We start from the raw sequence: 20,096 nt of genomic DNA on the forward strand, positions 1-20,096 counted from the left end.
TCATATTCCGATCTCTGAGAAGAAGATCGAAAACAAAGCGTCGATTGCGATCACCATGAAAATGGATTGAACAACTGATGCTGTCGTACGTTGACCGACACTTTGGGCGGACCCTTTGACCTGCATTGCCTGCCAGCAGGCAATTACGCCGATGACGAGCGCAAAGAACGGAGCTTTGATAAGACCGACCGCCAATTGCCAGACGTCGGTGTTTTCCTTCAAACGAGTAAGAAACATGCCGGGGCTTACCCCCAGGTCGATCCAGCTCATCAATGCGCCACCAAACAGACCCGCGATATCGGCGACAAAACCCAGTATGGGCAGCATGATCAACAAGGCCAAAACGCGGGGAATGACCAGAACTTCGATCGGGTCCAGACCCAGCGTTCGCATTGCGTCGATTTCTTCCTGCACTTTCATCGAACCGATAGATGCGGTGAATGCAGAACCCGAGCGCCCGGCAACAATAATTGCCGTCAACAATATGCCCAATTCACGCAGAACCGAGATCGAGATCAGTTCGACAACGAATATCTCAGCTCCAAATTGCTTCAACTGGGTTGCGCCCTGAAAGGCCAGTACGACACCGATCAGAAATCCCATAAGGGCCACGATTGGCAGTGCTTTGAACCCGGTCTCTTCCATGTGTGTGACCAGCGCTGCCTTGCGCAGTCGCCATGGCATGAGAATGGTACGAAACAGCCGATGCAGTGTCAGACCCAGAAATTCGAGGATGGAAAGCGTATCCCGCCAGGCACCAACAGTGATGTGACCCATTTGTGCGATCAAATCTAACAGACTTCGCGGTTTATCAAGTTCACTGGGTTCGTCGGGTATGCTGCGGGTTACAGTATCTATCAGAGTGGCATGTGCCGGTTTCACCCCTTGAAATTCAAGTGTTGCACCTTGCGACGTGAAGCGTTTGCCAAGGTCCGCGATCAGCCAGGCACCGCCGGTATCCAGGGCTTCGACCTCGGACAGATCGAGAACAAGCCTGTCTCCGGTTGGGCGGACAGAGGCAAAACCTTGTTCAACGGTTTGCAGCGATTGCGTGAGCAGCTCTCCGGATATGCGTACACGAGTACCGCTGGAATCGTGTTCTGAGATTATCGAAGGCTGCGTCATGAGGTCATGTGAAGTGAAACATTCAATGACCGCAATGGCTTTGTGCCGTTGAACATCTTTTTGCGGCGCCGGATGGCCTTGACGTCACGCCGACCGTCGCATTGAAGCTATGCTGAACAGGTGCTTGCCAGAAGTTATCGCGCAGCGACTTTGCCGGGATAATACGCCTTTGTCCGACCGACAAATCGGTTGCGCTATGGCGGGAAGCAATACACATTCCGCGTTGTTTGTTACGGCGCGGAATCGGAGAAGTCGGTATGCATCAGACCAAGAACGTCTTGTTTGTCATCATCGATCAACTCAGAGCGGATTGCCTGTCCGGGGCCTTGGCAGACCATGTGAACCTTCCGAATTTGCGGGCTTTTATGGATGAGGCCGTGACCTTTACCCGCCATTTCTCGGTCACCAATCCCTGCGGTCCCTCGCGTGCATCGATTCTGACCGGCCAATATGCGATGAATCATCGGTCGGTTAGAAACGGAACGCCGTTGCGACACGATACTCCGAACATTGCCACGGAAATGCGCAAAGCTGGTTACCTGCCAATGTTGTTTGGGTACACAGATACCTCCGCCGATCCGCGCGTCCATGATCCCAATGACCCTGACCTCAAGTCTTACGAACAGTCGATGACCGGGTTCGTTGAAGTTGTCGAAATGCGCCTTGAAGAATCATATCCATGGCAAGCCCATCTGATGAAAAAGGGGTATCAGTTCGAAAAGTACTGGGACGTCTACAAGCCCGTTTCGCCCGATGGTGGACACCCGCAGCTGAATGATCCCGCGCTGTATCGGGCAGAAGACAGCGATACAGCCTTTCTGACCGATGCCTTTCTGGACGGAATCGCGCCTCATCGTGGAAAGGGTTGGTTCGCCCATTTGACCTATATCCGCCCGCATCCGCCGTTGGTCGCACCGGCCCCCTACAATGACATGTATGACCCGGCGGACATCCCTCTGCCGCACTGCTTGCCGAGCGCAGCAGCAGAAAAAGCGCTGCATCCGTTCTTCGGACCAAAGCTGGATACCTATAGCGCGAAAAAATTCGTTCACGGTTTTGATGACGTTGAACCTACGGACGAAAACAATCGCACTTTGCGTGCTATATATCTTGGCCTGGCAACAGAGGTTGATCACCACATCGGTCGTGTTGTCCAGTACCTGAAGGACAGCGGGCAATACGACGATACACTGCTGGTTATCACCGCCGATCATGGTGAAATGCTGGGGGATCGACACAGCTGGGGCAAGATGACGGTCTACGATGCGGCGTATCACACACCGCTGATGATCCGTTTGCCCGGGAATGAAGCTATGGCGGGAAGCAAGATCACCGTTCCAACCGAGTCTGTGGATGTCACACCAACCATATTGGACTGGATTGGACAGGCTGTTCCGAACGCTATGGATGGACGGTCCTTGCTGCCATTGTTGCGGGGTAATATCCCAGACGATTGGCGCGACTATTCTTTCAGCGAACTTGATTTCTCAGAACCTGAAAACCCGACGTTATGGCAGCAAGAATTGGGGACCGGTAACAGCGACTCGTGTTTGGGAATATTGCGGGATGAACGGTTCACCCTGGTCGAGTTCGCTGCCGACCTGCCCCCGATCCTGTTCGACCATCAAGGTAAGGGCGAATTTGAGAATGTCGCGGAGAATCCGGATTTTGCAACAGATCTCGCACGGTTAGGCCGACAGATGTTGCGCCACCGGATGAAAAATATGGACCACACATTGTCCTTGCACTCGATCACATCTGAAGGCGCAAAATCCTGTCCCAGATACACATCTTAGAACGCGGTTTATTGTCAACGTTCATCTATTCTGCCTGTACCGGATGCTCGGTCACGGGCGGGTGTGTCGAAGTATTTTGCTTTGTGCACTCCCGGATTGCAAAAAGCAATTGAACGAAGACAGGGTCCGAAACGCCTCCCCTCAATTCCACTACCCGTGCATGGTTTCAGATGCTAGGCATGAGCCGAGGAGACGACGAACTTGGACATAACGGAAAAGCGTATCAAGGCGATGACGACCGCCGGGCTGAACCTGATCGGTCAGGCGCTTTCCATTTATGACAGCAAATTGCAACTGGTGCTCAGCAATCGCCGTTTCCAGGAAATGTTCGGTTTGCCGGACGAGCTTGTTCAAAGGGGTGCTTTGTTTCGGGATACGATCCACTTTCTTGCCAGCCGCGGTGAGTATGGCGACGATGAAAGTGTCGAGGAAATGGTCAATCTGCGCGTCCAGCAAGCCTTGGCGTTTGAGCCTCACTACATGGAGCGCGTGCGTCCCAATGGGCAGGTTGTTTCAATTGAAGGCGCACCGCTGCCACAAGGCGGGTGGGTCGCGGTCTACACCGATATCACCGGAACGCGGCGGGCGGAAAACCTGTTGCGCGCGCGGTCTGAGGAACTGTCGGAACAGTTGCTGAGCCACGCGGAAGAACTGTCCGCAACCAACCGCAAACTTGCGGCCACGATCGCGGCGCTGGAAGAGGCCAAGCGGGAATTGACCGAAATCGAAGCTCGCACACGTATGGTGACCGAGATGATGCCGGCTCATATTGCGCATTTGGACAGCGACGGCCGATACGATTACTCGAACCGTCGCCTGAGCGCCGTCATGCCTGGGCGTCCGTCCGATATTCTGGGGCTTCACATTTCTGAAGCGCTGGGTGCGACCGCCTTTGAACGGGTTAAGGCCCAATTGTTTAAGGCCTATAGCGGAGAGCCGTCGGTTTTCGAGTTCACCGAAGATCAGGATTCCCGACGCATCCGGGTTTCGTTTACGCCGGATGGGGCAGGGGGTGTGTACGTGATGTCGGTGGACATCACCGAAGAGACACAGGCACGCGTTGCATTACAGCAAACCCGCCGCCGGGCGATGGCAGCCCAGATGACCAGCGGGCTTGCCCATGACTTTTCCAATCTGCTCACTATCATCCTGGGGATGCAGTCCCGCCTCGACAAGATGGATTTGCCGGATGGCGCTCAGGAACTTGTGGTCGCAACTCAACAAACCGCGCGCCGGGGCGGGCAGCTGCTGAACCGGATCGCCGACATGACTGGAAACCGAACGCCGCAACCGCAGGCAACGGACATCGGGGGATTGTTGGAAGACCTGAGGATTCTGGCGACACCCTCACTGCCTCGCGGTGTGGGCCTGTCCGTCGTAAACACCTTGCCAAAACAAACATTGATGCTTGATCCGGGTATGGTTCAGGATGCGCTTTTGAATTTGGTCCTGAATGCCCGGGATGCCTGCGGGAGCACGGGTCAAATCACAATCAGTGCACATGCCATAGGTGAGATCTGGATCGAAGTCACGGTTTCCGACACCGGGCCGGGGTTTTCACCCGAGGCGCTAGAAAAGGCACTGAACCCGTTTTTCACAACAAAAGGGAGCGACGGGTCAGGACTGGGGCTGCCGATGGTTTATGATACGGTCAAGCTTGCCGGTGGCGATCTGAATCTAAGAAATACACCATCTGGGGCCTCAGTTGTCATGCGTTTGCCTTTTCGGCCCGCTCCTCCGGCTCAGGGTGGATTGGTACTGTTGGTTGAAGACAGCGAAGACCTGCGCGGGCAGTTTAGGGACATGCTGGTGGATTTGGGCTTTACTGTCATTGAAGCAAATTCAGTTGATGAAGCACTGGCCTTGATATCGAGTGTGAAGGACATTTCGCTGGTCTTGTCGGATATCCGTCTGGAAGGACACGGTACAGGCTTGGACATCCTTGAACAGATGAAACCGGGGTTGCCGCTTATCCTTATGACATCTCTGCCAAATTCAGATCCGCTGCATCAACGGGCGCTTGCCCTGGCACCTGTTTTGCGTAAACCGTTCTCACAGGCTCAATTGTCTGCTCTGATCCAAACCGAGGCCGCCTGATGTCGCAACCACTGGTGACCATTCTCGACGACGAACCCGAGATACGGCGCATTCTGACGGATGCACTGGAGGATGCCGGTTTCCGGACGCAGAGTTTTTCCCGTGCCAGAGAGTTTGAAGCAGCCCTTAATCGAGTAACCCCTGATGTTTGCCTTGTGGACCTGTCTTTACCAGATACCGACGGGCTGGCGCTAGTTCATCGCTTGGCGCTGGAACAGGGTGCAGCAGTGATCATTATTTCCGGCCGGGCACAGGTTCAGGACCGTGTGACAGGGCTGGAGTTGGGCGCGGATGACTATATTACCAAGCCGTTTGACCCGACAGAAGTCGTTGCCCGGGTGCGGGCCAGGTTGCGCGCGCCGCGCGGTCGGACATCACAATCGGACAGGGCGGAATTCAACGGCTGGATTGCGCATTTTGATCGGTATGTTCTGGAAGACGGGTCAGGGACTGAAACACCTTTCAGCCATGCTGAAGGCGAGGTTTTGCGTCTGTTTCTGGAAAGCCCCAAGCGGCTGATCAACAGGGGGCAGATGCAGGAGTCCTTGGGCGGTGCGGCCGGCGACAGTTTTGATCGTGCTATGGATGTCAGAATCTCCAGGTTGCGTACGAAACTTGGTGAAGATCCAAAGAATCCGCGCCTGATCAAAACGATTTACGGTGCCGGGTATATTTTCCTGGGGGATGTCGACTGGAAATAGTGACCCCCTGGTGGGCAGATTGCGAACCTGAATTTCTTTCCGCCCTCTGCGTCAGGCGATGTTGATAGAAAAACACTGTAAGCGTCGGAAAAACAACTATTTTGCACTTACTCACGCAAAGCTTGATCTTTTATCTTCACGACAGGTTCCAGCAGATACTCCAATACGGATTTTCGACCTGACAAAATGTCAACCTCTGCGTTCATGCCGGGTATGATTTCCACCGCGACACCATTTCCATCGAGCATTGTGTCGCTCGTGCGAATTTCCACAACGAACACCTCTTCGTCGTTCCGCTCTGAACGTTTGACGGTATCGGCGCCAATCCGTAGGATTTCACCATCCAGCGCCCCGTATCGCGCAAAATCATAAGCCGTGATCTTTACCTTTACGGGCTGTCCAGCACGTAAAAATGCAATATCTTCGGGCTTTACGTAAGCCTCGACCAATAGTGTGTCGTCCAGGGGAACAATCTCGACAAGGTCTTCGCCACTTCGCGCCAAACCTCCAATGGTGGTTCGGTGGATGCGGTTGACGATACCGCGAACCGGAGAGCGAACCTGCGCTCGTGCAGCCCGGTCGCGTAGGGCTGGCAAGGCGGGTTGCAAAGCCGCCAGTTCCGCAGTTGCAATAGCCAATTCAGTAAGTGCAGCGCTTCGAAATCGGCTATGAGCAGCTTGAATCCGATCGTCGATTTCATCCAAACCAGTTTGCAACCTGTTGGTCACGGCTTCGGCCCGGACCTTGCGACCGCGCCACTCAGCCTCGCTGCGCCGCAACGCCAGCAATGTTGTCGCAGGTTCCATTTGCCGCTCAACAAGCGGAGCAATGATTGCACGCTCCTCCCCAAGTACATTTAGGGTTTCTTCTGCCGTCACCTGATCCACTACACCTTCTTCGTGTTCTCGCTGCTTTTGTTCACGCTGACGTTCCAAAATTGCGATTTCTGCCGCCAGCTCTGCTTGTCGACCCTGATACAATGCAGTTTCCGAACGCACGACACTGGGTGCACCTTCGATCAGCTGCGCATCGAAACTTAATTGTGTTCCATCAATTTCTGCCTGCAAACGTTGTGCACGGGCTTGCAGCCCGAAAGCGCGCTGTTGTTCCTGGCTAAGTTGGCTGTCGATTTGTGTGGCGTCCAGTTCCATCAACAATGCCCCTTTGTCGACCAACTGGCCTTCGCGCACATGAAGCGACCGCAGCACGCCGGGCTCGGCGGCGTCGATCTCCTGTATGTCTCCCGAAGGCACGATCCGCCCATCGACGCGCGTTACGTCATCCAACTCGGTCAAATGTGCCCACAACCCGGCCGAGACAATACAGGACAGGATCAACAGCAAGAGCAATGAACCACGAACGGGAGAGCGCCCCTGCATTTCGCGCGCCAACTTCGCCAGATCAGGATGCTGCGACATTCAAGTGCCTCCCTTTCTGGCGCATGTGCTGCGTCAGTAAGCTCTTGGGTCCATCAGCTGCGATTTTTCCGTTTTCCAGAACGATAACCCTGTCCACAAGCTCCAGCAGGCTGGTTCTGTGCGTTACAATGACCAGGGTTGATCCGGAGGTTGACGTACTCAGGCGTTGAACCAGTTGGGCTTCGGTTTTGACGTCCATCGCACTGGTTGGCTCATCAAAAAGCAAAACCGGAGGACGCCCGACAAGTGCCCTTGCAAGGGCGATTGCTTGCCGTTGACCCCCGGAAAGCCCCTCACCGCGTTCCGCGAGTTGAAGGTCATAGCCCGACGGATGGCTGTTCACGAATTCTTCGACACCGGCAATACGACCGGCTTCGACTATATCGCAATCTCTGGGTCGGACTGCACCGCTGGCGATATTCTCCCGGACAGACCCCGAAAAAAGCCAGACATCCTGCAGGACAGATCCAATATTGCGCCGCAAGTCACCTGGGTCGATCTGACGTATGTCGAGCCCATCGATCATGACCGAGCCTACTCGTGGCGTGTAAAGCCCCAATAGCAGGCGCGCAATCGTGCTTTTCCCGCATCCGATTTGACCTAGAATTGCGACTTTCTCACCAGGCATTATAGTGAAAGACACGCCTCGCAGGGTATCTTCGCTTTGGTCAGAATACGAAAAACACACGTTATTAAAGGCAATTGCCCCTTTGAAATCAGATCGGGTCAGCCATGTGCGCCCCTCCGGGCGTTCGCTTTCTGCGTGCATTAGCGCATTGAGGTTGCGATAGGCGCATCTGGCCTGGTTTGCGCGCGTCAAAGTCTGCGCCAGTTGACCCAGAGGGGCCAACGCCCGTCCAGTCAACATTACCGAAGCGACCAGGGCACCCATGCTGGCCTGCCCGTCAGTGATCAGAAAAACACCAAGAAATACAACAAGCACTTGCGCGGCCTGTTGGGTGAAACCGGTCAGGTTCAGGGCAAATTGCGTGACAGTCCGGCTTCGCGCACCATGCGCTGATTGCTGTTCGATGGCCTGTTCCCATCGTGCGCGCATTTTTCGGCCTGCTGCCGTTGTTTTAATGGTTTCAAGTCCCGAGACAGCCTCAACCAGAACTGATTGCTTGGACTGCCCGTCGGACAGGCTTCGTTCCGCCATCCTTGATAAAACTGGTTGCACCGCCAAACCTGTCAGGAGCACCACCGGTACGGCCAGTGCAGGGATCAAAGCCAGTTGTCCGCCCACCAGAAAGATCGCCAGGATAAACAATCCAATGAACGGCAGGTCGACAACGGCCACCAGCGTCGCGGATGTAAAGAACTCTCGCAGAGTTTCAAATTCGCGAATGGTGCTGGTCATGGCACCGGTAGACCCCGTGCGCGATTTCATCTGGATGTTCAGCAACTGGTCGAAAATGCGCCGGCCCATCAACAAGTCGGCTTTCTGCCCGGCCTTGTCGATAAACCCCGCCCGCAGCAACTTGAGGGTAAAGTCAAAACACAGTGCCAACGCCACACCCACGGTCAAAGCGATCAGCGACTCCGTTGCTTCGTTGGGCAATACCCGGTCATAGACCACCATGATGAATACGGACGTGGACAAACCAAGAAGATTTGCCAGCGCCGCTGCTAGCGCGACCTGAATGTATGACCACCGGTTTGCGGTTAGTGCGTTCCAGAACCAGTGACCGCCATGTGAACCGGACACCCCCAATGCTTCGCCGTCGTGATGGCGCCGGAACAGGATTGCGTAACCGGTATAACAGGCTGCCAGCCTGTCTTCAGAAATCTCACCGACACCTTCGCCTAACTCTGGGTCGAAGACCAATAAAGTACCCTTCTGCCTTCGTCCGTGAAAGACAACGGCTTTACCCTCTGCCAACAGCAACTGGGTGGGTGTCAGATTGTTATCCAAATCGGAAAGGCGCTTTGCCCCATACCCCGCCTGCATACCCGCCTTTTGCGCGAGGGTGAGAATGTCCCGTATTGTCAGATCCCCGTCTGCGCCACTTTGCGCCGCGTGCAGCGCCGCGAGACTCAATGGCCGTTCAAGTGCCGACGAGATATTCAACAGACAGGCTTCAAACGGTGTAAGCAGCGAAGCATTGGGGGCAGGGTCGGATGCGTTCATTGCGTATTGCCCCAGTCGCCCAATGAAACCCCGAGCAGGTCGAGTATGTCCCCGGTCAGGCTTAGGGCTGCATAATTGGTCAGAAAGTAGCTCTGTTCCGCAAGGATCAAACGTTCCTGAGCATTAACGTAGTCCCGCTGTGCATCCAGAATTCCAATGAGGCTACGACGACCGATCGAAAATTGTTCGCGGGAAGCTACGACATTTTCCGCGTTAGCCTCCACGGCAATCCGGGCTTCTCGTAACCGATCGGCACCCGCTTTTTGATCCGAACGGATAAAACCCAATTCTCGCGTTATTTCGCGGATAAGCTGCTCGCGCGCAAACTCGGTCTCTTTGACCAGCGATTCCGCCGCTGCTATTGCAGCGCGGCGCTGGCCGGTGCTGTCCAGCTCGTAATTGAAAGAAAGATCCACTCCAAAGTTCGCGTCACGATTGTTATTCTGGTTCGCGAATGCGGCGACCCTGACATCAGGGCTGCGACGCGCATGCGCTGCGGACCATTCTGCCTTGGCAGCAAGTAGGCTTGCATCGGACCGCCGAACCTGAGGGCTGTTCATTATGATCTGCATGTCACTTCTTTCCAGTCCAGGTGCCGGAACTGGTGCAGAAAGAGCGCCGGGCTCATCCCCGAAAACCTCGCGGAATCGCGCTTCGGCGCGGTCTGTTCGCGCATGCGCATCAGCCAGCTTTGTGCGCGCATCGGACATGCGCGACCGGGCTGCCAGAACGTCGGCACTCGAACCGACACCGTTTTCTGTTCGGTCGGTTATCTGGCGAACAAGCTCTTCATGTGTTAGAACATTCTGTGCTGCGATGCTTCGAATCTTTCGTTGATCGAGGACAAGTACATAGGTCTCGATAGCTGCGAGAGCAGTGGATGAGGCTGTTTGAATCTGATCGCCTCTGCTTTCCAAGACACGTGCCCGCGCAGCGGTCAGATCCCCTGAGGACGCCCCTCCGTCATAGACCAATTGTGAAACCCTCACATACGGCGATACATCCGCTACATCTGAGGCAATCCTTTCAGATCGTGCGTTTAGCCCCAGCGAAATCTCCGGGAGAAAAGCGCCTTCAGCTGCGTCTTGTTTGGCTTTCGCGATGCCCATTCTGGATTTGACTTGCGCCAGGTTGGGGCTGTTCTCGACCGCCTTTTTCACCCGCTGCCCGAAGGCGCTGTGGCTGAGTGTTTTTGATGGTTTTGTTGCCCTGGCACCGGCTGTTTGGGCTGCAAAGGACATCGCAACTGGCGTCAAATCGGGCGGGCGGGTGCAGGCGGAAATCGAGACCAAAAGCAGACTGAGCGTGACAAGATGCAGTGAATACTCATTAAATCGCATACTGACCCTCCTGCCACCGATGGTCCAGTAGGCTTTCTTTTTGTTGGGCGGCGGCCAGCGCTTCTAGAAAATCTGAAGCATCAGATCGTACGCTTGGCGACGACCCGTTGACCAATTGTTCGGCGCGCAATTGAGCGGTCGATAGCCACGAAAAATGGGTCAAGGAAACTTGGTGGGCATATATGAGGCGCAGGCCACCGTTCATGGCGAGCAATGACAGATGCGCTGAAGGAACTTGCTGCAAGGCAACCACGTTGACACCAAAGTAACCGTCGAGGCTTTCGTCCGTTTGTGCGCAGGCGAGTGGAGAAAAAAGCCCCATACCGGCTATCGTACGGCACAATTGATATGTGTTCTCCAGTGATGCTGTGAGAGTGTGAAAGAACGCTTGGACTTTTTGCAGTTCCGGCCCCAACTCTCCGGTTTTGTCAAAGAACGGCTCATCTTCGGGGTTGTCGGTAACCAAGTCCAAGCTTTCGTTGACAAGCAAGTCAAACTCCCCCTCACCGATTTTATCGTGAAGTTCAGGTGGCAGGAATTGAAACGGTGCACATCGCAGTGCAGAAGGAACATAGCTTGCACGCCAATCCCCTTCCGCTGACACGAATGGCGTCGGTTTGTCTGGTGTCATCGATAAGATTGCGACAGGGTAAAATCCCCGGTCGGATTTCAAAAATGCGATTGGAAAAGTGGCTGCTGCCTGAAGAATCTCTGCCTCTGCCACCGGGCAGTCGACTATATCGTGCGCGAATTCGAACGACGTGTAACGTTTCCAGAACCGATGACCATGTCGTAATCGTGTGATCGGGGTTAAGCCATTCTTTGCCATAACTGCCTCATGAAAATGATGGGCGCCAATTTGTTTCGAAGCCGCGTCAGGCGGTCGCGCCGGTTGGGTCGGTGTGTATGATGTTGTCCGCGGTCAAGCCGCTGAGATCGCCCAAACCATGGAAAGTGGCGAGGGTTTCGACGTTGGCGTCGCCTGGTGTCACGAAATCAACTTTGATCAGAACACTGTCCGTTCCGTCCGTTGCCATCACATAGAGCTCATCACCTGTAGATGCCCCGGCAAGGCTTTCTACAGCCGTTTCGAGTGTAACGGCATTGAGGTCCGCAAGAACGGTATCGAGGCCTACAAATCCAGTATCTATGCCCAATGTGCCACCGACAGAAAGCAGTTCGAAACCCGTACCATCACCGCGGAGCGTGGCGACATTCAGTCCGCTGAACATTAGGGCGTCGGTTACATCTGCTGCAGACCCAATTGTGAAACCGGTTATGCTGTCTACGCCATTGTTATTAGGGTCGGCTTCAAAGACAACGACGTCCCGCCCAGCTTCGGTGATGTCAATACTATCATCGCCACCACCGCCACGAATGATTGTATCCGTGTTTGCCGCGGTTAGGATGTCATTGCCATTGGTGCCAAACTGAATTGCAACAGGGCCACCTTCAGGTGATTTTATCGTTAACTCAATGGGTTGAGCAGCGTCCTGTACTGTCATCGTGAAGGTGACAAGAGGTTGGGACAAATCAGAAAAAACAGTCGCCGCCCCAGCGAAGTTGATGATGTCACCTGTGCCTGGGTTTGCCAGGAACAAATCAAACGCGCTGTGTTCCGTGTCTGATCCAATGTCGAATGTGGCAACGGCTGAGTCGAACTCAAGCTCCGCTGTAAAAGCCAGGCCACCAGAGATGTCACGATTTGCATCGGCATAAATGGCAAACGTTACGGTTGACCCACTGCGCCCGACTTCAGAGATCACGTAGGCAGCTGGCTCATGAGCAACCGCCTGATCCGATACAGGAAAGGGATCTGGTCCTCCTGCAACAGTTGCCTGGGCAGAGAAAATAAGATCATCCCCAGCCTCTATGGCGGCGAAATCTGACGACGCGACAGCCAGTGTCCAGGATCCGTCCGCGGTTACTGTCGCGCTACCGACGGAACTGCCGTTCAGCAAGACATCCACGACCTGGCCGTTTGAAAGCCCGGCAGAGGAACCGCTGACAGTAATGCCTGACAGCTTGGCGTCGGCAAGGACCACTGCGTTGTTTACGCCGATATCGTCCAGCATCAGAACAGGCCGAAAGTCCGTCGTTACCGAACTGCTTGCCGCAACCGAGCTGTTGCCGGCAATATCGTCAACTGTTGCGGAGATGGTGTGGTTTGTTCCGTCGGACAGCGCGCCTAGGTCGCTGGCTGGCACAGTGATCGCCCAGGTTCCGCCCGATGGAATACCGGTATAGGTTTGCCCGCCAAACGTGACAGACACTGTTTGGCCATCTTCGGAGGTCGTCGTGCCTGAAATTGTCAGGTCTGTAGCTTGTTCCGTTACATCCAATACGGAGCCAACCGGCAAACTGTCGATCGTGATTGCTGGCGCCGTAAAATCGGTTGTAAAACTTGTCGAGGTTTGGTTGCCATTCCCAGCCGCGTCGGAAACAGAAGCCGTGACGTGGTAGGTGCTCGCATCCTGAAGCCCTGATAGCTCCGCCGATGTGGCTGTGTAGGTCCAGACACCACCGGTTACCGTTGCGGTACCGCTTATATCTACTGTTCCGTCTGCGCGCGCGACCTCCACGGTAATGACCGTTCCATCCTGAGCGTCTGAGGTTCCCGAGACAATCAGGTCGGTACCTTGCTCAGCAGCGTTCATAACAGTGCCGTCAGAAATACCGGTTATTCCCAGGGTAGGGGGTGTGAAATCGGTCGTGAAACTGTTGCTGGCCTGTGACGCCGGATTTCCTGCGGCATCCGAAACGTCAGCCGTGACCGTCACGGTGGCGGCATCAGAGAGGGCCGCAAGGTCAGCAACAGGGACAACTGAGCTCCAAGACCCTCCGGCTGCTGTAGCACTGTAAGATTGACCGTTCAAAGAGACGGTCACGACTTGACCGTCTTCGGCCGACGTTGCGCCCGATATTGTCAGGTCCACCGCCTTTTCGGCAGCATTCATGAATGCGCCGGTCGAGAATGTGTCGATGCTGAGGGTTGGTGCTGTGACGTCTTTCAATAGTGTCACATCAGCCTGAGGGGCTGTCAGCCCGTTTGCGTCGCTGACGTCTGCGGTAATCTGAAAGCTGCCTCCGTCGGCCAAAGATGCCAGATCACCCGCTGGGACTGTTACAGTCCATGTTCCGCCCGTCACTGTTGAGGTATATGTTTGACCATCCAGAGTGACAGTGACTTGCTGACCATCTTCGACATTGGCGGTTGTCCCGCTTATAGCCAAGCTTGCCGCGGCTTCAGCAGCATTGAGAACTGCGCCGACGGAAAGCGGAGATATCGAAATTGAGGGGCCGGTCAGGTCCACAGGTACAGTAACAAGAATCGGCGCGGCCGGGTTGCCCGCGATGTCCTCGACCGCCACAACAACTGCAGCAGGTGTTCCGGTGGATAGACTACCGAGGTCGGAATTGGGGATCGTGACAGTCCAGTTTCCGCCTGTCGCAGCACCACTGTACACCTGACCGTCGAACGTGACGATGATGGTTTGCCCGTCTTCGGCCGTGGTGGAACCCGTTAAGGTTAAGTCACCAGCCACATCAATCAGGTCAATTGATCCACCCGCAACTGGATCCAGAGAAACACTTGGCGCGGTGAAATCCGTATCAAAGCTTCCGCTGGCCTGTGCGGCCGGGTTTCCAGCCGCGTCAGTCACGTCTGCCGTTACATTTACGATTGCGCCGTCAGGCAAGGCGCTAAGGTCAGCCGCCGGGACGGTTACGCTCCACTGTCCACCGGAAACCGTACCGGAATAGCTTTGCCCGTTCAGTGAAACCGTTACGATTTGCCCGTCTTCAGCATCAGTTACACCGGTGACCGTCAGGTCGGTGGCCTGTTCGGCCAGGTTGAGTACCGGCCCGTCAGAAAATCCGGTGATTGACAGGCTTGGCGGGACCGTATCGATGTCAAACTGAACGGATTGTGTCGACAGCTCAGCCCCCGACCCATCCAGGTTCCTGATGGTCACCGTCGACACCCCCTGTGGAAGCGCGCTGGCCTCGGCGGCTGTCAGAGAGATGCTCCAGCTGCCATCGGGGTTGGGTGTCACGGTTTTGACCAGTGACCCTATTGTGACTTCGATAGTCGCAGTCCCTTCGGGAGCGATGGCGTTGGTGCTGACATTGTTCAGTGCAGCGGATTGCAGCTCTGCGAGGTTGAGGCTTGTGTATGTCGGCATGGGTTCGGATACGACGGGGCTGTCTTCACCGCCACCGCCGCCACCTCCTGCGGCCGCAGCCGCCCCGGCCAGACCCAATCCGCCCAACGCCGCGCCGGCCCCACTGATGCCGCCTGCGGACGCGCCTGCTTCCACAGCGCTGAACTGGGCAATCTCCTGAACCACATTCTCAGCGATCATGATGGCACCGCTGTCCAGGATCTGGACGTTTTCAGCCGCCACAATCATTGTGCGGCCATCGGCCATTTTTAGAAGAACATCGCCATTCTTCAACAACTTGACAGAGCGAACGCCTGGAATGGTTTCCGCGAATTGAAAAGCATACAGTTCTTCAATTGTGACTTGTGATAACGCGGGCAAGGCCATCAAAGTTGAAATCAACCCACCGGCAGCGCCGCGCCCTGCCCAGCGACCAAGTTTTCCATCGATCCACTGACGAATGTGTTGCTTGCGGTCCGTTTCCGAAGGTTCAGCCGCCGGACGGTTGTTGAACTCTGGTGCTTTGGTCATCTTACCCTCACATGTGGTTTCCGCGATCACCGAAAAGGAAGACATGTCGCGCTGATAACGGCTGGCTCATCTGTCTTTCCCGCTGGTTACTGTTGCGATCGAAAGTGAAAAATTGAGTTAATCTGAAATCGAACTTCTCGTTTTCACCACAATTCCGCTTTTGTTTCGGTCCGTGCATCAGGTCATCTTTTGGTCAAGGCCAGGGGTGGCGCAGGAGGTGTGGCTGTGATGCTTCAATTCGAAGGTGTGGTGGCAACGGGGAGCGCGGCGCTCGATTCAGGTATCGGCGATACGGCTTTAAAAACGCTTAACGGAACCACGTATCTTTATACCGTCGCCGGACCGGGCGGCGGCGTCGCGGTCTGGAGGCTGGTCGAGGGCGCGATGCCTCAACTGGTCGACACGGAATATTACAGCGGCACAATCACGTTTCACGTTGGTCGCAGTGGTACACCAATAACGCTGGCGGGAACCGAACAACTTGTACTGGATGTGAATATGGCGGTCGGGTTGGTCGGATATGACCTAAACCCGGATGGCACCCTGGACACCCTTACTGAAACCGGATCTCTGACGGGAGGCGGAGATATCTCGGCCATTGTTCAAGTGTCGATCGGGCCCATGGATGTTCTAGCAATGGCTCATGAAGAAACGGGTCAAATCGGGACATATCTTGTTAATCAGGACGGAACGCTGAGCCTTGCTGGCCTTGTTGCTGGCTCTAGTGGCGCGATGCAGACGTTGCGCGCAGGAACAGACCATTTCCTGATCTCAAGTGATGCGGTCAGCAATACAGTCTCAACTTTTCGGGTCGACAGCATTTCCGGTCAGTTGACCGAGATTGACAACAGTTCAGCCCTCGGAACCCTTGGAATCTCGACTCCGACAGCCATCGAAACGATCGAGGCCTACGGCAAGCCCTGGGTAATCGTGGCGGGTGCAGGCAGCAACTCGCTCAGTGTGCTTCAATTGAACGCTGACGGCAGCCTGAGCGCCACAGACCATATTCTGGATTCGCTCACGACCCGCTTTGAATCAGTGCAGGACCTTGAGGTCGTGGACATCAACGGGCGCGTATTCGTCGTGGCGGGTGGCGGCGACGATGGGCTTACATTGTTCACGCTGACTCCGGAAGGCCAGCTGGTTTATCTGGACAGTTTCGCCGACACTTTGACTAGTGGATTGCAGAATGTTGAATCGCTGAGCATTGCACATGTCGGCAATGAGTTGCAGATTCTGGTTACGTCGCAACAAGACGCTGGAGTCACTGTAATTTCGGTTCCTGTCGATGATCTGGGGATCGTGGACAAAGGGTTTGGAACAGTGTCGGGGACGACCTCAGACGACATGCTGAGCGGCAGTATTCTGGATACCACCCTGATTGGCGGAGATGGCGATGACATACTGATAGCCGGAACAGGTGCTACGACTATGTCAGGTGGGGCAGGGGCCGACATTTTCGTGATGCAGTCGGGCAGCGGTCTGACCACGATCACGGATTTTCAACCGGGTGTGGACCGTCTGGACATGTTCGACTATTTGCTGTTGCGGTCCCCTCAGCAACTGACCTTTACCAGCACCACTCAAGGGGCGCGGATAGAGTATCGGGGCGAGGTGGTGCAGGTTCAGTCTGCTTCGGGTGGATCGCTGACCAGTACCGATATTTTCGGGGCCGGGTTTGAAGGCCCCGATCACATTCCGGTTGATTTTGGTGATTTCGGCGGTTTGACGCCCGACAGTTCGGATGGCGTGCTTGGGCCAATCACTGTGGACAGCCAATCTGCAAATCCCGGATTGTCGGATGCAGAGATCAAGTTCACTCCTGACGGTGGTGGCACGGTATCTGTCACGGCTGACGATCAGGGGCAATTTGATTTGGACCTTCCGGATGGCACTTTCCCCGGAAGACTGGACGTCGTCAAACATTATTCAACGGCGAGCAAAGAGATCGACGCCCTGGATGCCTTGCAAGTGTTACGCATTTCGGTTGGCCTCGATCCGACATGGGGACCTGCCGATGCGGAGAACTTGATCGCGGCGGATATCAATCAAGATGGAACCATCAATGCCCTGGATGCACTGGCGATCTTGCAGGTGGCCGTTGGGCAAACCACTGCGCATGAACCTCAATGGGTCTTTTTGGATTCAGATGCGGACTTGTCGGGAATTACAAAAAGCAACGTTGATTATCAGACTGGAATGGATGTTGTTGCCATAGACGGGGTGATAACCGCCGATATGACGTCCATATTGCTCGGCAACCTCGAAGCGGCATGAATTGAATTGAACGGTGCTGCAACTCAGTCATTGCAAGCCTTCCGCTTGGACCGCAATGTTGGCCCTAGATACACAAACACAAAAGGACAGGCCATGAATCGTCTTTCGGAACGCAGAGATTTTGCCATCGCGGTCTGTGAAGAAGCTGGGGTGATTGCAGAGAAATACTTCTTGGACAGGAGTAATCTGGTCATCGATCAAAAAGGTGCTCAGGACTGGGTGAGTGAGGCGGACAAAAACGTCGAAACCTTCATTCGCCAAAAGATCATGGATGCCTGGCCGCAGGACGGGATATTTGGCGAAGAACACGGCGCTGCCACCGGTGAGAGCGGGTTTGACTGGGTGATTGATCCAATTGATGGAACTACGAATTTCGTCAATGGCATACCGGTATGGACGATTGTTCTGGCCGGTGTCACCGAAGGGCGCACTGCGGTCGGTGTGATCCGGGATCCGAATATGGACGAAACCTTTGTGGCAACACGTGGAGAGGGCGCGACACTGAACGGTTCACCGATACACGTGGCCTCTGGGGTTGCTCTTCAGGACGGGACGGTTTCTGTGGGGTATTCGAACCGGATCGAAACTCGCCACGTCGTGCCGGTGGTCGCAGCGCTGATCGAGCGCGGTTCCATGTTTCACAGAAACGCCAGTGGTGCATTGTCATTGGCCTATGTCGCAGCCGGGCGACTTCTGGGTTATGTGGAAGAACACATGAACGCTTGGGATTGTCTGGCTGGGCAATTGTTGGTTACGGAAGCGGGTGGTGTTGTCGAAGATCAAGACGCCGACGCGATGATCCGCGACGGTGGGCGTGTGATCGTCGGAACGCCAGATGTATTTGAAAGCTTGCTGGAAATCGCAGAGAACGCTTGGGGTGCTTAACGTCTAGGCCATTGATAACCAAGTGGAATAAGGTCGTAGATTTGTCAGGCTTGCCTGCCAATAATGGCCTTGTGACGGTTGATCGTACTGGCGGTTAATCGGATTTCCAGAAAGTTCACACCACAACAATGTACCGACCGCGCCATGTGTAACGATTGCGAGGTCTCCGGCTCCATGGGCACGAATGATCTCCGACACTGCACGACGAATGCGCCTCTGAGCATCGGCCGCAGTTTCCCAACCGCGAAAGCTAATGTCCGGCTGGGCAAAGAATGCGTCGGCGGCCGCCTCGAACTTTTCCCGTGGCAGGAAACCTGTGGCACTCCGATCATTCTCGCCAAGATCCGGGTGGAAATATAAGGGCAACCCCAAGGGCGCAGCCAGAATCTCACCAGTGTCGCGAGCCTTTCGTTCGCTGCTGGCCCAGATATGGCTGACATTGGCCATAGCTTCACTGGCGGCAAAGGATGCGGCGCGCCAGCGACCTGTCGTGCTCAGACCCCATTCCGTAATGGGGGTATCCGGATCAATAACGACCTCGGGGTGAGTGATGATCAGTAAATTCGGCATCTAGTCAGGCAGAAGTACCGGTCCTTTGCCCGCAAACCCCATCCTGATTTCGGTACCCGGTGCAAGCGGTGCATCAACATCATCGTGGACCGCAAAAACCTGACCAAATGCGCCGGTCAGCGTGTATTCCATCCGCACGCCAACATAGGTTGCCTTGGCCACTGTAGCGGCGATGCCGTCATCAGAACCAATCACAAGGCGCGAGGGTCGTACAGCGATGGTCGCGGCCCCATTGGTCAAACCCCGACGCGGCAGAGTGTGACGGTATCCTTCGATCTCGATCGTTGCAATATCTCCGTCAGTTGCAATGATTTGACAGTTGAGCAGGTTTGCCTCGCCTATGAAATCGGCAACAAACCGGTCATTCGGGGCATCATAAAGCTCGCGAGGTGTACCCATCTGAGCGATCGCGGCGTTCCGCATCACAACAATCTCGTCCGAGACGGCCAGGGCCTCTTCCTGATCGTGGGTGACATAGACAACCGTCAATCCAAGGTCTTGCTGAATGGCCCGGATATCCTCGCGCACCTGGCGTCGCAGCTTGGCATCAAGGTTGGATAGCGGCTCGTCAAACAGCAGAACCTGTGGTTCAAGAACCAGCGCTCGCGCGACGGCGACACGTTGTTGCTGACCACCCGAGAGTTCGGAGGGAAGGCGATTGTCGAACCCCTTGAGCCCTACCAATTGCAAGCCATGCAAGGCGCGGCTGCGAGCCTCATCCTTGGCAAAGCCCGAGAATGTGAGGCCGTACATCACGTTCTCCAGCACGCTCATGTGGGGAAACAGCGCGTATGATTGAAACACCATTGATACGTCGCGATCTGTTGCGGGCAGTTTGGTGACGTCCCGGTCGCCAATCATAATCTTGCCAGAGCTTGCCATTTCTAACCCGGCGATCATGCGCAACGTCGTTGTTTTCCCACAGCCTGACGGACCAAGCAGCGTGACCAGTTTTCCCGCTTCGACATGAAGGTTAATGTTATCAACAGCCACAACGTTTTTGCCGAACACTTTCGACACGTTCTCGAACCGTACCGGCGCGGCCTTGGATTGCAGGCTCAT

13 protein-coding genes are annotated in these 20,096 nt (G+C 55.2%); 5 read left to right on the forward strand and 8 right to left on the reverse strand.

The window, feature by feature from the left end; all coding sequences use genetic code 11:
- A complete protein-coding gene (locus AC2FLU_RS19125) occupies positions 1–1,125 on the reverse strand; it encodes an ABC transporter permease (protein ID WP_496809412.1) in 1,125 nt (374 codons plus the stop codon).
- Positions 1,126–1,382: 257 nt separating this feature from the next.
- Here AC2FLU_RS19125 and AC2FLU_RS19130 point away from each other — a divergent pair, with 257 nt between their 5' ends.
- From AC2FLU_RS19130 to AC2FLU_RS19140, 3 genes are all read left to right on the forward strand, one after another.
- Positions 1,383–2,921, forward strand: a complete 1,539-nt coding sequence (locus tag AC2FLU_RS19130; RefSeq protein WP_496809413.1) for an alkaline phosphatase family protein — start codon at positions 1,383–1,385, stop codon at positions 2,919–2,921.
- 201 nt (positions 2,922–3,122) lie between these two features.
- On the forward strand, positions 3,123–5,018 hold the full coding sequence (locus tag AC2FLU_RS19135) for a PAS-domain containing protein (RefSeq protein ID WP_496809414.1): 1,896 nt from the start codon (positions 3,123–3,125) through the stop codon (positions 5,016–5,018).
- Positions 5,018–5,719 (forward strand): response regulator transcription factor, encoded by a 702-nt coding sequence (locus AC2FLU_RS19140; RefSeq protein WP_496809415.1) that lies wholly within the window; start codon positions 5,018–5,020, stop codon positions 5,717–5,719. Before AC2FLU_RS19135 ends, AC2FLU_RS19140 begins: the two co-directional genes overlap by 1 nt.
- A 107-nt stretch (positions 5,720–5,826) precedes the next feature.
- On the opposite strand, the gene AC2FLU_RS19145 is transcribed toward AC2FLU_RS19140, so the two are convergent.
- Genes AC2FLU_RS19145 through AC2FLU_RS19165 form a run of 5 tightly spaced genes read right to left on the reverse strand, consistent with a single transcriptional unit; the run spans position 5,827 to position 15,302 of the window.
- Entirely contained in the window at positions 5,827–7,137 is a 1,311-nt protein-coding gene (locus tag AC2FLU_RS19145; protein ID WP_496809416.1) for an HlyD family type I secretion periplasmic adaptor subunit, read from the reverse strand.
- On the reverse strand, positions 7,121–9,268 hold the full coding sequence (locus AC2FLU_RS19150; protein ID WP_496809417.1) for a type I secretion system permease/ATPase: 2,148 nt from the start codon (positions 9,266–9,268) through the stop codon (positions 7,121–7,123). Before AC2FLU_RS19150 ends, AC2FLU_RS19145 begins: the two co-directional genes overlap by 17 nt.
- Entirely contained in the window at positions 9,265–10,608 is a 1,344-nt protein-coding gene (locus AC2FLU_RS19155) for a TolC family protein (protein ID WP_496809418.1), read from the reverse strand. Before AC2FLU_RS19155 ends, AC2FLU_RS19150 begins: the two co-directional genes overlap by 4 nt.
- On the reverse strand, positions 10,598–11,437 hold the full coding sequence (locus tag AC2FLU_RS19160; RefSeq protein WP_480554941.1) for a SapC family protein: 840 nt from the start codon (positions 11,435–11,437) through the stop codon (positions 10,598–10,600). The genes AC2FLU_RS19155 and AC2FLU_RS19160 overlap by 11 nt, the downstream gene beginning before the upstream one ends.
- A 46-nt stretch (positions 11,438–11,483) precedes the next feature.
- Entirely contained in the window at positions 11,484–15,302 is a 3,819-nt protein-coding gene (locus AC2FLU_RS19165) for an Ig-like domain-containing protein (RefSeq protein WP_496809419.1), read from the reverse strand.
- A gap of 228 nt (positions 15,303–15,530) precedes the next feature.
- On the opposite strand from AC2FLU_RS19165, the gene AC2FLU_RS19170 reads away from it, so the two are divergent.
- Positions 15,531–17,579, forward strand: a complete 2,049-nt coding sequence (locus tag AC2FLU_RS19170; protein WP_496809420.1) for a dockerin type I domain-containing protein — start codon at positions 15,531–15,533, stop codon at positions 17,577–17,579.
- A gap of 93 nt (positions 17,580–17,672) precedes the next feature.
- Entirely contained in the window at positions 17,673–18,464 is a 792-nt protein-coding gene (locus AC2FLU_RS19175) for an inositol monophosphatase family protein (RefSeq protein ID WP_480554943.1), read from the forward strand.
- Between the two features lie 3 nt (positions 18,465–18,467).
- Here the strand turns inward: AC2FLU_RS19175 and AC2FLU_RS19180 are convergent, their stop codons facing one another.
- Positions 18,468–19,034 (reverse strand): histidine phosphatase family protein, encoded by a 567-nt coding sequence (locus AC2FLU_RS19180; protein ID WP_480519952.1) that lies wholly within the window; start codon positions 19,032–19,034, stop codon positions 18,468–18,470.
- The gene (locus tag AC2FLU_RS19185) at positions 19,035–20,096 is read right to left on the reverse strand and encodes an ABC transporter ATP-binding protein (protein ID WP_480554945.1); all 1,062 of its coding nucleotides are present in this window, start codon (positions 20,094–20,096) and stop codon (positions 19,035–19,037) included. It abuts the gene before it with no gap.

Source organism: Ruegeria sp. SAZD013 (genome assembly GCF_059612525.1).